Origin of the sequence: Aurantibacter sp., assembly GCF_042094015.1 — a bacterium.
Taxonomy (GTDB): Bacteria; Bacteroidota; Bacteroidia; order Flavobacteriales; family Flavobacteriaceae; genus Aurantibacter.
The window spans coordinates 1-13,878 of the sequence record NZ_JBELDZ010000063.1; the positions used below are offsets into that span (position 1 = coordinate 1).

Genomic DNA, 13,878 nt, shown 5'->3' on the forward strand with positions numbered 1-13,878 from the left:
TTGGAGCTGCAACCATAGCTAAAATTTCTCCGCTACTTGGTTCAATTGCAATTATTCCACCACGTTTATTTTGCATTAAAATCTCACCATATTCTTGAAGTGTGGCATCAATAGTAACGTTTATATCTTTTCCGGGAATTGAAATAGTATCGTATTTTCCGTTTTTGAAACTTCCAATATTTCTATTAAATCTATCTTTTTGAATATACTTAACACCTTTTCTTCCACGTAGGGTTTTTTCATAAGATACTTCAATACCTTGTCGACCTATTAAATCTCCTAACTTGTAATAAGCATCTTTTTTTATATCACGTTTATCGACTTCACCAATGTCTCCTAAAACATTTGCGCCTATTGCAGTTTCATATTGTCTTAAAGCTCTAATTTGAATATAAAAGCCTTTGTACTTATGGAGTTTTTCTTGTAGATAAGCGTAGTCTTCTTTATCTAATTGAGCTACAAAAACAGAAGGTAATCTAGGTGAGTAATTTTTTGCTTTATGAAACTGTTTTATGAAATCTTCTTTTGAAATTTTAAGTAAGCCACAGAACTCTATAGTATCTAACGGTTTTACTTCTCTAGGTATTACCATAACATCGTAAGATGGTTGGTTGGCTACTAATAATTTACCATTTCTATCGTAAACAAAACCACGTTTAGGATATTCGTATACTTTTCGAATAGCATTATCGTTTAGAATTGAATCTGAGTTTTTTGAATAGACTTGAAGGTAAAACAAGCGACCAATAAATACAAACCCAACTAGAACAATACAAAGTGCAAGAAGTAATTTTCTCATTTGGAATTGTTACTAAAAATTGTAGTGGTTAAAAGAATTAAGATTGTGGTAAATAAACCAGATAACAACGTGTGTTTTAATATAGTTATAATATGGGTAAAACTGAAATATTCTAAACTAAACATCATAAGGTGATGGATAAAAACAATAATAACAATATAGATTAAACGTTTTGCGAAATCAATATTATTAAACTTCACACTATAAAATTCGTTTAATGTTCCAAAACTAAATTTTGTAATTAATGGTCTAATGTAGGCTAAAAAAACAGATGCTCCAGCATGAATTCCTCCTGTATCCGAAAACATATCAATGCTTAGTCCTAAGAAAAAAACAATAATTAAAAAAGCTAATCTATTGTTTCTAAGTGGAAATAGAATAATAAATAGGACATATAAATAGGGATTAATATCACCTAAAAAATTAATATGATTAAGAATGCCTACTTGAACTAAAACTAGAACTATAAAACGAATAATATTTTGACTAATAACCTTATTCATCCTTAGGGTTTATTAATTGGTTAATTAGTTTTTTGTCTTCATTTTTTATTACGTAAACATGGTCTAAACTATTCATGTCATTAAATAGTTCAACGTTAATAATATAAAAATTTTCTGCTGTATCTAATTTAAAATTTGTAATTGTTCCTACAGGAATGTTTTTAGGGAAAATAGAAGAGTTTCCAGAAGTTAGAATAGTGTCTCCTTTTTTTAGTGGTGCATTTTTTGGTATTTCTGTTAGTTGAACAAACCTAGGGTTTTTTGTGTCCCATTTAATAGAACCATAATGATTAGTTTTTTTTAATTTTGCACTTATAGAAATTGTTGTGTTTAAAATAGAAATTACGGTTGTGTATTTGGAGTTTAAATCTCTTGTAATTCCGACGATTCCTTTAGATGAAATTACACCTAAATCTGCTTCTATTCCATCTTGTAAACCTTTATTTATTAAAAGTGTATTGTTTGCTTTGGTATAACTGTTATTTATTAGAATAGCAGGAGTAACCTTGTAATTGGTATTGTAAGATGTTGAATCAATATAAATACTATCAGTTTGAAAAGATGACTTAAAAATTAAGGCTCTTAAACTAGAATTCTCTTCTTGAAGTTTTTTGTTTTCTTCTATTAAATCAAAATATTTACTAATGTTATTAGTAGTGTTATAAACGCCACCAGATAAGAAATTTGCAGAATGAATAAATTGACTTTTCTGGAATGAGTGTAGTTGAATGGTAAATGTTAAAGACAACCCAAAGAGCAACAAAAACAATAAAGTTGCTTTGTTTCTTAGAAAGAAATTTAAAATTTGTTGCATTCGTTATTGCGCTTATTTAATCAGTACGCTTTTATATTTAGCTATGTCCTTTAATGTAATTCCAGTACCTCTAACAACAGCTCTTAATGGATCTTCAGCAATATAAACCGGTAAGTCAGTTTTTTGAGATAAACGTTTATCTAAGCCACGTAACATAGATCCTCCACCTGCAAGGTAAATTCCAGTATTATATATATCTGCAGCTAATTCTGGTGGTGTTTGAGATAGTGTTTCCATTACAGAATCTTCAATTCTTAAAATCGATTTATCTAAAGCCTTGGCAACTTCTCTATAAGAAATTTGTACTTGCTTAGGTTTTCCTGTTAATAAATCTCTACCTTGAACATTCATATCTTCTGGTGGTAAATCTAAATCTTCAGTTGCTGCTCCAATTTGAATTTTAATTTTTTCGGCAGTACTTTCTCCAACATAAAGGTTGTGTTGGGTTCGCATATAGTATATGATGTCATTTGTAAATACATCACCAGCAACTTTAACCGATTTATCACAGACAATTCCTCCAAGAGCAATAACAGCAATTTCTGTAGTTCCTCCACCTATGTCTACAATCATATTTCCTTTAGGTTGCATAATATCTACACCAATACCAATAGCAGCAGCCATAGGTTCATGAATTAAATAAACTTCTTTTCCATTAACACGTTCACAAGATTCTTTTACTGCTCTCATTTCAACTTCAGTAATTCCAGAAGGTATACAAACTACCATACGTAATGTTGGAGTAAATAATTTCTTTTTTAATGCAGGTATATTTTTAATAAAACGACTAATCATTTGCTCAGATGCATCAAAATCTGCAATTACACCATCTTTTAATGGTCTAATAGTTTTAATGTTTTCATGCGTTTTACCTTGCATCATATTTGCTTCTCGACCAACTGCAATAATTTTACCAGATATTCGATCTCTTGCAACAATAGATGGTGCATCTACCACAACTTTTCCATTGTGAATTATTAAAGTGTTAGCAGTTCCTAAATCTATTGCGATTTCCTCGGTTAAGAAGTCAAAAAATCCCATGTATGTTAAGTAATTAATTGGTGTTAATAAAAAGTCTTGTAAAAGTATGAAAAGTTAAGTTAAATTTCTCATTATATTGATGTTGAAACAAAAAAAAAGATATTATTTTTTTTTGATGAATTTTGAGCAATTAAGGTGTTACAAAAAAAGCTTCAACATTTATGTTGAAGCTTTTGTAAAATTATATTAAAAAAAAGGAGGCTTTAATGTTTAAAGTGGCGTGTACCTGTCATTACCATTGCAACATTATTTTGATTACAATAATCTATACTTAATTGATCTTTTATAGATCCACCAGGTTGTATAACAGAATTAATTCCAGCATTTTTTGCAATCTCTACACAATCTGGAAAAGGAAAAAAAGCATCACTTGCCATAGCAGCACCATTTAAATCAAATTTAAAAGTTTGTGCCTTATGAATGGCTTGATTTAAGGCATCTACACGACTTGTTTGCCCTGTTCCAGAAGCTAATAATTGCTTGTTTTTAGCTAAAATAATAGTGTTAGATTTTGTGTGCTTACTAAGTTTAGAAGCAAATAATAAATCATCTATTTGAGCATCTGATGGAATTGTTGTTGTAGCGGTTGTTAAATCAGATTTAGCATCTGTAATAAAATCTTTATCTTGAACTAAGAAACCATTTAAGCATGTTCTAATAGATGTTTTAGAAAATTCAATATCATTTAAAACTAATAAAATTCTATTTTTCTTTCCTTGTAATAAAGTTTGTGCTTCTTTAGAAAATGAAGGAGCGATTACAACTTCGCAAAATAAAGTATGGATGTCTTCTGCAGATGCTAAGTCTATTTCAGTATTAGCAATTAAAACACCACCAAAAGCAGAAACCGGATCTGCTGCTAGTGCGTCTGTGTAAGCTTGTTTAATTGTTTCTCTTTGTGCTAAACCACAAGCGTTATTATGTTTTAAGATAGCAAATGTTGGAGCATCGCCTTTAAACTCATTAATTAAATTTACAGCTGCATCAACATCTAATAAATTATTGTAGCTTAATTCTTTACCATGTAATTTTGTGAAAACTGCATCAAAATCTCCATAAAAAGATCCTTTTTGATGTGGGTTTTCTCCGTAACGCAAAGATTTGCCATTAGTCTCACTTAATTTTAAAGCAGAATTTTCGTTATTGGCATTAAAGAAGTTAAAGATTGCTGTATCATAATGTGAAGATGTATTAAATGCTTTACCTGCAAATAATTTACGATCATCTTCTGTTAATAAGCCTTTTTTATCCGTAATTAAATCTAAGAATAATTTATAGTCATTTACAGAAGAAACACATAATACATCTGCAAAATTCTTAGCAGCAGCACGTATTAATGAAATTCCTCCAATGTCAATTTTTTCAATAATGTCTTGATGAGAAGCACCAGAAGCAACAGTTTTTTCAAAAGGATAAAGATCTACAATAACCACGTCTATTTGTGGAATATCAAAATCTTTCATTTCTTTAATATCTCCATCGTGGTTTTGTCTGTTTAAAATTCCGCCAAATACTTTTGGGTGAAGCGTTTTAACACGACCACCTAAAATCGAAGGGTAAGATGTTACGTCTTCTACAGGAACTACTTTTATTCCAAGATCAGTGATGAATTTTTCAGTTCCTCCTGTTGAGTAAATTATTACGCCTTGCGCATCTAATTCTCTTACTATTGGTTCTAATCCGTCTTTGGAGAAAACAGATATTAATGCAGATTTAATTTGTTTTGAGTCGCTCATTATCATAATATTAATAAGCGTGTAAATTTATGGATTCTAATTGTAATTAATTAAAATTACTCAACTTTTTTTTATTATTTAAAATGTTGTTTTTCTAATTGAGTATAATAAAAAAAACTTAGTTAGGTTATTTGTTGGATTTTATTCTAAACTTAGAGTATTGTGGCTACACTTGCACATACAAATTCTAAAAATTCTTCGTCTGCTTTTGTGAATGGGTTTACTGTATTAGAATCAATATCTATTTGACCCAGGTTTTCCCCATTTACAAATATTGGGACTACTATTTCTGCCTTTACTGTTATACTACAAGCGATATAATTATCTTGCGCTTTTACATCTGGAACTACAAAATTAGCGTTACTTTCTGCTACTTGTCCGCAAATTCCTTTTCCAAAAGGAATAATATTATGGTCTGTTGGTTCGCCAACATAAGGTCCAAGCTTAAGTTCGTTTTTATTTCCGTTTTTAAAATAAAACCCAACCCAGTTGTAATAATCTATATTAGATTCTAGCAGTTTACAAATGGATTTTAATTTCTCATCCCTTGTAGAAGTCTGATTTATAATAGTTTCAACTTGAGGTTTTAAATTTTCTAAAGTCATTTTTGTTTTTTTTACAAAACTATTCAAAAAAGCTGTAATTTAGACGTGTAAAATAATAAAATATTGACCTCTCTTTTAAAAGCATATAAGCCAGTACTACAATTTATTGCCACATTTCTAGGTGTTTATTTTGTATTAATAATAAGTTATAAGTTTTATTTAGATTTATCTGAAGGCTCTCATTTTTTTCCTGACTATTTTTCAAATTTAGTAGGTAGACAAACTGTAAGCTTACTTAACTCTTTAGGTTATACAGCAGCTATATTACCAGATGGTTTTCATCCTGTTTTAAATTTAAGCTTACAAGGTAGGGATATTGCCTTTATAGCAGAAGGTTGTAATGGTATTTCCATAATAATTCTATTTGTATCTTTTATTGTAGCTTTTGCAGATAAATTAAAAACTACTTTTTTGTATATATTGGTTGGTAGTGTTTTGATATATGTAGCGAACTTAATTAGAATAGTAATTATAGCAATTGCAATTTATAAATATCCAGCACATCAAGAAACACTTCATGGAGTTGTTTTTCCAGGTTTAATATATAGTATGGTTTTTGTACTTTGGATGTTTTGGGTAAGAAGATTTAATAAAAGCAAAATAGATGTATAAGTATAGAAAGTATATTGGTATTTCAATATTGTTTTTTTTGCTAATATTAGTTCGTTTTTATGAAGATGAATTATTTTACGATCCTTATTTGTTGTTTTTTAAAAATGATTACTTGACCTTAGATTCTCCAAGACGTGAAGTAGCTAAACTGGTCTTATCTACAACGTTACGTTATGTTTTAAACTCTTTAATATCTATAGCTGTTTTGTATCAATTCTTTAAAGACAAGACTATTATTAAATTTTCTAGTTACATCTATATGTCTGGCTATCTGGTTTTTATGATGTTATTTTTGTATTTTGTGTTAAATCCAAATCAGGAAGACTATTATTTGTTTTTTAACGTGAGACGATTTTTAATACAACCACTAATTTTGTTATTATTATTGCCAGCATTCTATTATAACAGATTGCAGAGGTAAGCGTTAATTAAGTATTAATTAACCTATTAAAAACTTAAAATTGTTTACTTTTGTATTATGTTAAAACTAGTTTTACATAAAGCATTTACATCTCTACTAGCATTTTTGGTGTTGTTTTCAACCTTTTCTTTAACGGTTGAAAAGCATTTTTGTGGATCTAATCTAGTAGATGTTGCTGTTTTTACTTCTGTAAAAAAATGTGGAGATCATATTGGAAAATCTTCATCTAATAAATCGGAACTAACAAAGAAATCTTGCTGTAAAGACGAATTTCAAGTTTTTTCTGGTCAAAATCAATTAGATATTAAATCACCTCTAGATATAAGTGCTTTTAACAAGCAATTTGTTGCTGCTTTTTTAGTAGCATATTCTAATTTATATAAAAGCCTTCCAAAAATAACAATTCCTAATCTGTATTATAATACACCAGATTTGGTAATTGATATTCAAGTTATAGATCAAGTGTTTTTAATTTGATTTGTTGTTTTTAGTTGAAAAACTTCAAATAATTAAATTTAATTAAAACACATATTATGACATTTACATATAACATATCAGGTATGACCTGTGGTGGCTGTAAAGCATCTGTTGAAAAACAGTTGAATGCTTTAAGTCAAATTGAATCTGCACTTGTAGATTTAGAATTAAATTCTGTAAGCATAAATGCTTCAAGAGAACTATCTGTTGAAGAATTGCAAAAAGCGTTACTAGAAAAATTCACAATAACAAAATCACCAGTTTTCAAAATTGAAGCAGAAGAGAAATCAGACTTAAAACAGCTTTTTCCTCTTTTTCTAATATTCTTATACATTACCGTAGCAGCACTATTTTTAAATCTTAACACCTTTAAGATTGAAGCATTTATGTTCGATTTTATGGGATTGTTTTATATCGTTTTTAGCTTTTTTAAATTTTTAGATTATCAAGGATTTCCAAAAAGCTTTAAAATGTACGATCCTTTAGCAAAAAAAATACCATTCTACGCTTGGATTTATCCATTTATTGAAGCAGCTTTAGGAATCTTATTTTTAACACGAATAGAAATCACTTTGGCTTTAATTGTAACACTAATAGTTTTAGGAATAACAACCGTTGGTGTAACTAATTCTTTACTTAACAAAAGTAAAATTCAATGTGCTTGTTTAGGTACGGCTTTAAAACTGCCAATGACTAAAGCGACCTTTATAGAAAATTCTATAATGCTAATTATGGCGATTTTTATGTTAATTAAAATCTATAATTAATATGAAAAAGCTACTATTAATACTGCTAATGTTACCAAGTGTAATATTAGCGCAAAACAAGTTGTCTGGCCAAATTTTAGAAGCTAATACAAATAAACAACCATTGGCATCAGCAAATGTGTATTGGTTAGGTACTGAAGTTGGAACCGTAACCGATTTTGATGGAAACTTTAGTCTTGAATACAAATCAGAATATAAGAAATTAGTAATAAGTTACGTTGGTTTTAAAACAGATACATTAAGTGTTTCTTCTAATAAGTTTATAAAACATAACTTAAGTTCAACAAGTGGATTAGATGAAGTTGTTATAAGTGCTAGAAATAAAACGGCTTCAGTTTCTTATGTAACAGCAGAAAACACATTGTTTGTATCTAGCGAAGAATTGCTAAAAGCAGCTTGTTGTAACCTTTCCGAAAGTTTTGAAACTAATCCTTCTATAGATGTCAATTTCGCTGATGCAGTTTCTGGAACTAAACAAATTAAAATGCTAGGCTTAACTAGTCCATATATTTTAATAGCAACAGAAAATATTCCAACAGTTCGTGGTGCATCTCAAGCTTACGGAATGAGTTTTATTCCTGGAACTTGGGTAGAAAGTATCCAAATTACAAAAGGTGCGGGAAGCGTAGTAAATGGTTACGAAAGTATTGCGGGGCAAATTAATGCTGAATTAGTAAAACCTACAACAGACAATGCGTTTTTTGTTAATTTGTTTGCAGCAGCAAGCGAACGTATAGAGTTAAACACACATTTTAACACTAAGGTTTCAGAGAAATGGAGTACAGGACTGTATTTACACGGAAATACACAACAAAAAAAACACGATATAAACAACGATGGTTTTTTAGATATGCCGCTATACAATCAATTTAATATAATGAACCGTTGGCAATATGTTAATCCAGAAAAAGGTTGGGTTAGTTTTATTAATGTGAATTTTTTAAAAGACGAAAAACAATCTGGACAGTTTAATTTTGATCCAGATGTTCATAAAGGTGGAACAGAATTTTGGGGAAGCGAAATTGATACAGATAGATTTAGTGTAGCGACCAAATTAGGTTATGTAAATCCAGAATTACCTTGGCGAAGTGTTGGATTTCAAACCGCTTATAGTTATCATAAACAAGAGTCTTATTTTGGTTTGAATATATATAATATTGAACAGAAAAGTGTCTATTCTAATTTGATTTATAATTCTATAATAAGCGATTCTAGACATAAAATTAAAACAGGATTAAGTTACACGTTAGATACTTATAAGGAAACAGTTTCAACTGATTTTTATTCAAGAAATGAGTATGATTTTGGAGGTTTCTTTGAATATGCTTTTAATAATTTAGATAAGCTTAATATTACCGCAGGAATTAGAATAGATTACAATAATTTATTAGGGACATTTATAACACCAAGATTACACGCTAAATATTCGCCTTGGGAAAAATCAGCTTTAAGATTAAGTGTTGGTAGAGGAAAACGAAGTGCTAATGTTTTTGCCGAAAATCAAAATATGCTTTCAAGCTCAAGAGCTATTTCTATTACGAATTCTAATGGACCTGTTTATGGATTAGATCCAGAGATTGCTTGGAATTATGGTGTGTCTTATTTGCAAGGCTTTAATTTATTTGGAAGAAAAGGAGATGTGACTTTAGATTATTACATTACCGATTTTAAAAATCAAGTGGTTGTAGATTACGAAAATCCACAGCAAGTTAATTTCTACAATTTAGAGGGAAAAAGTTTTGCTAAAAGTTTTCAAATTGAAACCAGCTATAGTCCATTTGCTCGTTTTAATTTAAAATTTGCTTATAAAAATTATGATGTTCAAACCGATTATAAATCGGGTCAGTTAGAGAAAGCCTTAACACCAAAGCATCGTTTTTTTGCTAATGCATCCTACGAAACACATAAAGAAGAAGGTAGCGCAAAACAATGGAAGTTTGATGCTACATTTAATTGGATAGGAAAACAGCGCTTTTATTCAACTCAAACAAACCTTTTAGCATACCAATTACCAGAATATTCACCAACAGTTTCTACATTAAATATGCAAGTAACAAAAGTGTTTACAAGCGCTTTTGAGGTTTATGTTGGAGGAGAAAATATAACAAACGTTAGACAAAATAATCCTATATTAGATGCAGAAAACCCTTTTGGCTCAAATTTTGATTCTAATTTTGTGTATGGTCCAGTTTTTGGAAGTAACTATTATGCAGGCTTAAGATATAAAATAAAGTAAAAAGAAGTTTGTCTGTTTTGATGCAGTAGAGAACTGCTTTATAATAGAAATCAAGTTTGAGTAGTCAAGCTTATTAAATATTAAAATCATATCAAAATAACTTAAATATAAAAAAATGAAAAAAATAATAACATTAGCCTTAATATTAATGGCTACAGTAACATTTGCTCAAAATAAAAATGCGAAAGCAACTTTAGAAGTTGATGGTGTTTGTGGAATGTGTAAAGCACGTATAGAAAAAGCAGCTATTAAAACCAAAGGCGTAAAAAGTGCACTTTGGAATGTTGAAACACACAAGCTAAGTTTAATTTTTAATGAAGAAAAAACCACGGTAAAAGCGATAGTTAAAAATATTACTGCAGCTGGACACGATACTAAAGAACTAAAAGCAACAGATGAAGCTTATGCAAAAGTTCATCCGTGTTGTAAATATAGAGATGAAGAAGTTATTGATGAACATAAATAATTGTATGTTTGTTTTTTAATTTTAATATAAAACATATGCGATTTTTATTCTTTTTTTTATTCCTTTTTGTAAATATATCTTTTGCTCAAAGTGATTATACTATTTCAATTGATGGTAAGGTTTATGATTTATCCATTAATGAAGAACAAGATTTTTTAGTTAATGGACAAAATATTAAAATTAAAGTAGCAATAAATGACACATTAATTTTTAAGAAAGACTTTATTTCTTTTAAGCACTTAAGTAAGAACTCAATTGCAAATACGAAAATCGACAGAGGTATTAATCAATATATTATGATGACTGCAGGAGGAACTGGAGTTATACTCCAAAAATATGATGATTTCGATCCTTCTATGATAAAAGAGATGATGCTTTCTGAGTTAACTAAAGAAAGTGTCAGCTATGGTTATAAATTAGTTCGAGAAGATTATAAGAGGAAATTAGAATCAGGTCAAGAAGTAAATGTGTTAAAAGCTGTTTTAGAATATAAAGGGGAATATGAATATTATGAAGTTTCTACCTGTTCTAAGAAAGATGAAGGTGTTTTGATTGCTACAATGATTACAGTAGATGAATTTGATGATGGAGGGAAAGAGATGATTGAATTATTTTGGAAAACTCTTAACGTTTTATAATAAAACAATTCATTATTAAAATAAAAAACGCCAAACTATTAAGTTTGGCGTTTTTTATTTTAATAATGAATTTAAGATTACATCATTCCTGGCATTCCTCCACCCATAGGTGGCATTCCTCCTCCAGCAGGTGCATCTTCTTTAATATCTACTAATGCACATTCTGTAGTTAAAATCATTCCAGCAACAGAAGCCGCATTTTCTAATGCAATTCTAGTTACTTTCTTAGGGTCAATAATTCCAGCTTTAAGCATATCTACATATTGCTCCGTTTTAGCATCGTAACCAAAGTCTTTTTTACCTTCCATTACCTTGTTTACCACAACGCTACCTTCTCCACCAGCATTTTCAACAATAGTTCTTAAAGGCGATTCAATTGCACGAGCAATAATTTGTACACCTGTAGTTTCGTCTAAATTTTCTGTAGCTAATTTTTCTAATACTTTTTTAGCACGAACTAAAGCAACTCCTCCACCAGCAACAATACCTTCTTCTACAGCTGCACGAGTAGCGTGTAAAGCATCGTCTACACGATCTTTTTTCTCTTTCATTTCAACTTCAGAAGCAGCTCCAACATAAAGAACAGCAACTCCACCAGCTAATTTAGCTAAACGTTCTTGAAGTTTCTCTTTGTCGTAATCACTAGTTGTAGTTTCGATTTGAGATTTAATTTGATTTACTCTATTTTTAATCAAGTCAGCATCACCAGCACCATTTACAAGTGTTGTGTTGTCTTTATCTATAGTAACACGTTCTGCGGTTCCAAGCATTTCAATAGTAGCATTTTCTAAAGTAAATCCTCTTTCTTCAGAAATTACAGTTCCACCAGTTAATATAGCAATATCTTCTAGCATTGCTTTACGTCTATCTCCAAAACCAGGAGCTTTAACTGCTGCAATTTTTAAAGAACCACGTAATTTGTTTACTACTAAAGTAGCTAATGCTTCGCCATCAACATCTTCTGCAATAATTAATAAAGGCTTCCCTGTTTGAGCAACTGGCTCTAAAACTGGTAATAAGTCCTTCATTGTGGATACTTTTTTATCGTATAATAAAATATAAGGATTCTCTAAATCTGTAATCATTTTTTCACTATCGGTAACAAAGTAAGGCGATAAGTAACCTCTGTCAAATTGCATACCTTCAACAACATCTACATAAGTATCTGTTCCTTTAGCTTCTTCAACAGTAATAACACCTTCTTTTCCAACTTTACCAAAAGCGTTAGCAATTAAATCACCAATCACTTCGTCATTGTTAGCGGATATAGATGCTACTTGTTTTATTTTTTCTGAAGAACTACCAACTTCTTGGGTTTGTTTTCCTAAATCTGTTACAATTGCTGTAACAGCTTTGTCAATACCACGCTTTAAATCCATAGGATTTGCTCCAGCAGCAACGTTACGTAAACCTTCTTTCACAATAGATTGCGCTAAAACTGTAGCGGTTGTTGTTCCGTCTCCAGCTAAATCGTTGGTTTTTGAAGCTACTTCTTTAACCATTTGAGCTCCCATATTTTCTAATGGATTCTCTAATTCTATTTCTTTAGCTACAGTTACACCATCTTTAGTTACGTGAGGTGCACCAAAACTTTTACTAATAATTACATTACGACCTTTTGGTCCTAAAGTTACTTTTACAGCATTTGCTAATGCGTCTACACCACGCTTTAATCCGTCGCGAGCTTCAATATCAAATTTTATATCTTTTGCCATTTTATTTATGTTTTACTTTTAGCATTTAGCGGTTAGCTTTTGGCTAAAAATTAGTTGTTAATATTTTCGCTTGAGCGAAAATTGTGATATTTTATTATGTTAAGTACCAGTAGCTAAAAGCTAAAAGCTAATAGTTAAGGGTCATTTAAATAATCGCCATAATGTCGTCTTCACGCATCATTAAGTACTTGTTTCCATCTAATTTTAATTCAGAACCAGCGTATTGACCGTATAAAACAGTATCTCCAACTTTTACAGTTAAAGGCTCGTCTTTTTTACCTTTTCCTGCTGCAACTACAGTTCCTTTTAGTTGTTTCTCTTGAGCGCTATCTGGAATAAATAATCCTGAAGCTGTTTTTGTTTCGGCAGGTAATGGATCTACTAAAACTCTGTCTGCAAGAGGTGTAATGTTTATTTTACTCATTGTGTTATGTTTTAATTTGTTATTAAACAAATAGGTTAATTATCTATTAATTAGTTAAGCTAAAAATGTGCCACGACATTGGGACTGACAAACTTTCATTTTATGTCATTTTAATAATTAGTAGATACAAAAAATGCCAACTATTATAGTTGGCATTTTATAATTTATTATGAATATAATTTACTTTGCAGCTTCATCATCTTTAGCAGGAGTTGCAATTGGAGTTGCTGTATCTTCTGCAGGAGTAGTTGTTGGTAAATTATTAATAGCGTCTTCTGTTAATGCTTTAGATTCTGTTACCGTTGTTCCTTTGTTAATTGCAACGTTAGAAAATAAGATTAATGCCAATAACACTGTTGCTAAAGTCCAAGTACTTTTATCTAAAAAATCTGTTGTTTTTTTAACACCACCTAATTGTTGTGTTCCGCCACCACCAAAAGAAGAAGATAATCCTCCACCTTTAGGGTTTTGTACCATTATAACTACTGTTAATAAAAATGCTACGACTACGATTAAGACTAGAAATATTGCAAACATATTATTTTGTATTATTTTGTATTTGTTTTACTGCTTTAATTTGGTCTGCAAAGAAACCACTTTTTTCTGGATATTTCAAACTTAAAA

15 protein-coding genes and 1 pseudogene are annotated in these 13,878 nt (G+C 30.1%); 7 read left to right on the top strand and 9 right to left on the bottom strand.

Annotated elements, in window-relative coordinates:
* The 6 genes and pseudogenes from ACFDSN_RS09305 to ACFDSN_RS09330 form a co-directional block, all read right to left on the bottom strand.
* A pseudogene (locus ACFDSN_RS09305) lies at window positions 1-799 on the bottom strand (penicillin-binding protein 2); the annotation flags it as partial.
* Window positions 796-1,302, bottom strand: coding sequence for a rod shape-determining protein MreD (locus ACFDSN_RS09310; protein WP_375239577.1), 507 nt, complete (start codon window positions 1,300-1,302; stop codon window positions 796-798). The pseudogene ACFDSN_RS09305 and the gene ACFDSN_RS09310, both read right to left, overlap by 4 nt.
* Window positions 1,295-2,116 (bottom strand): rod shape-determining protein MreC, encoded by an 822-nt coding sequence (gene mreC / locus ACFDSN_RS09315; RefSeq protein WP_375239578.1) that lies wholly within the window; start codon window positions 2,114-2,116, stop codon window positions 1,295-1,297. Before mreC ends, ACFDSN_RS09310 begins: the two co-directional genes overlap by 8 nt.
* A 12-nt stretch (window positions 2,117-2,128) precedes the next feature.
* Window positions 2,129-3,157: a rod shape-determining protein gene (locus tag ACFDSN_RS09320; RefSeq protein ID WP_375239579.1), complete on the bottom strand. Its 1,029-nt coding sequence runs from the start codon at window positions 3,155-3,157 to the stop codon at window positions 2,129-2,131.
* Between the two features lie 203 nt (window positions 3,158-3,360).
* Window positions 3,361-4,893 (bottom strand): bifunctional phosphoribosylaminoimidazolecarboxamide formyltransferase/IMP cyclohydrolase, encoded by a 1,533-nt coding sequence (gene purH / locus ACFDSN_RS09325; RefSeq protein WP_375239580.1) that lies wholly within the window; start codon window positions 4,891-4,893, stop codon window positions 3,361-3,363.
* A 152-nt stretch (window positions 4,894-5,045) separates the two neighbouring features.
* Window positions 5,046-5,498 carry a GAF domain-containing protein gene (locus tag ACFDSN_RS09330; protein WP_375239581.1) on the bottom strand — a complete coding sequence of 151 codons (453 nt, stop codon included), beginning with the start codon at window positions 5,496-5,498 and terminating at the stop codon, window positions 5,046-5,048.
* Window positions 5,499-5,561: 63 nt separating this feature from the next.
* On the opposite strand from ACFDSN_RS09330, the gene xrtF reads away from it, so the two are divergent.
* The 7 genes from xrtF to ACFDSN_RS09365 all read left to right on the top strand — a co-directional run bounded on the left by xrtF (window position 5,562) and on the right by ACFDSN_RS09365 (window position 11,115).
* Complete coding sequence (gene xrtF, locus ACFDSN_RS09335; protein WP_375239582.1) at window positions 5,562-6,110, top strand: exosortase family protein XrtF; 549 nt, start codon at window positions 5,562-5,564, stop codon at window positions 6,108-6,110.
* Entirely contained in the window at window positions 6,103-6,531 is a 429-nt protein-coding gene (locus ACFDSN_RS09340) for an exosortase F system-associated protein (RefSeq protein WP_375239583.1), read from the top strand. The genes xrtF and ACFDSN_RS09340 overlap by 8 nt, the downstream gene beginning before the upstream one ends.
* Window positions 6,532-6,588: 57 nt before the next feature.
* Window positions 6,589-7,008 carry a hypothetical protein gene (locus tag ACFDSN_RS09345; RefSeq protein ID WP_375239584.1) on the top strand — a complete coding sequence of 140 codons (420 nt, stop codon included), beginning with the start codon at window positions 6,589-6,591 and terminating at the stop codon, window positions 7,006-7,008.
* 56 nt (window positions 7,009-7,064) lie between these two features.
* Window positions 7,065-7,775: a heavy-metal-associated domain-containing protein gene (locus ACFDSN_RS09350; RefSeq protein ID WP_375239585.1), complete on the top strand. Its 711-nt coding sequence runs from the start codon at window positions 7,065-7,067 to the stop codon at window positions 7,773-7,775.
* 1 nt (window position 7,776) lies between these two features.
* Entirely contained in the window at window positions 7,777-10,011 is a 2,235-nt protein-coding gene (locus ACFDSN_RS09355) for a TonB-dependent receptor domain-containing protein (protein ID WP_375239586.1), read from the top strand.
* 115 nt (window positions 10,012-10,126) lie between these two features.
* On the top strand, window positions 10,127-10,477 hold the full coding sequence (locus tag ACFDSN_RS09360; protein WP_375239587.1) for a heavy-metal-associated domain-containing protein: 351 nt from the start codon (window positions 10,127-10,129) through the stop codon (window positions 10,475-10,477).
* 35 nt (window positions 10,478-10,512) lie between these two features.
* Complete coding sequence (locus ACFDSN_RS09365; protein ID WP_375239588.1) at window positions 10,513-11,115, top strand: hypothetical protein; 603 nt, start codon at window positions 10,513-10,515, stop codon at window positions 11,113-11,115.
* A 77-nt stretch (window positions 11,116-11,192) separates the two neighbouring features.
* Here ACFDSN_RS09365 and groL read toward each other — a convergent pair whose 3' ends face one another.
* The 3 genes from groL to secG form a co-directional block, all read right to left on the bottom strand.
* Entirely contained in the window at window positions 11,193-12,830 is a 1,638-nt protein-coding gene (groL, locus tag ACFDSN_RS09370) for a chaperonin GroEL (protein WP_375239589.1), read from the bottom strand.
* Between the two features lie 145 nt (window positions 12,831-12,975).
* The gene (gene groES / locus ACFDSN_RS09375; protein WP_375239590.1) at window positions 12,976-13,254 is read right to left on the bottom strand and encodes a co-chaperone GroES; all 279 of its coding nucleotides are present in this window, start codon (window positions 13,252-13,254) and stop codon (window positions 12,976-12,978) included.
* 180 nt (window positions 13,255-13,434) lie between these two features.
* The gene (gene secG / locus ACFDSN_RS09380) at window positions 13,435-13,791 is read right to left on the bottom strand and encodes a preprotein translocase subunit SecG (RefSeq protein ID WP_375239591.1); all 357 of its coding nucleotides are present in this window, start codon (window positions 13,789-13,791) and stop codon (window positions 13,435-13,437) included.
* Window positions 13,792-13,878 lie beyond the last annotated feature (87 nt).

Coding starts and splice junctions, on each gene's coding strand:
- ACFDSN_RS09330 (WP_375239581.1), bottom strand. CDS start 5,498: ATGACTTTAGAAAATTTAAAACCTCAAGTTGAAACTATTATAAATCAG.
- ACFDSN_RS09355 (WP_375239586.1), top strand. CDS start 7,777: ATGAAAAAGCTACTATTAATACTGCTAATGTTACCAAGTGTAATATTA.
- ACFDSN_RS09360 (WP_375239587.1), top strand. CDS start 10,127: ATGAAAAAAATAATAACATTAGCCTTAATATTAATGGCTACAGTAACA.
- ACFDSN_RS09340 (WP_375239583.1), top strand. CDS start 6,103: ATGTATAAGTATAGAAAGTATATTGGTATTTCAATATTGTTTTTTTTG.
- purH (WP_375239580.1), bottom strand. CDS start 4,893: ATGAGCGACTCAAAACAAATTAAATCTGCATTAATATCTGTTTTCTCC.
- ACFDSN_RS09350 (WP_375239585.1), top strand. CDS start 7,065: ATGACATTTACATATAACATATCAGGTATGACCTGTGGTGGCTGTAAA.
- ACFDSN_RS09320 (WP_375239579.1), bottom strand. CDS start 3,157: ATGGGATTTTTTGACTTCTTAACCGAGGAAATCGCAATAGATTTAGGA.
- groL (WP_375239589.1), bottom strand. CDS start 12,830: ATGGCAAAAGATATAAAATTTGATATTGAAGCTCGCGACGGATTAAAG.
- ACFDSN_RS09365 (WP_375239588.1), top strand. CDS start 10,513: ATGCGATTTTTATTCTTTTTTTTATTCCTTTTTGTAAATATATCTTTT.
- groES (WP_375239590.1), bottom strand. CDS start 13,254: ATGAGTAAAATAAACATTACACCTCTTGCAGACAGAGTTTTAGTAGAT.
- mreC (WP_375239578.1), bottom strand. CDS start 2,116: ATGCAACAAATTTTAAATTTCTTTCTAAGAAACAAAGCAACTTTATTG.
- ACFDSN_RS09345 (WP_375239584.1), top strand. CDS start 6,589: ATGTTAAAACTAGTTTTACATAAAGCATTTACATCTCTACTAGCATTT.
- secG (WP_375239591.1), bottom strand. CDS start 13,791: ATGTTTGCAATATTTCTAGTCTTAATCGTAGTCGTAGCATTTTTATTA.
- ACFDSN_RS09310 (WP_375239577.1), bottom strand. CDS start 1,302: ATGAATAAGGTTATTAGTCAAAATATTATTCGTTTTATAGTTCTAGTT.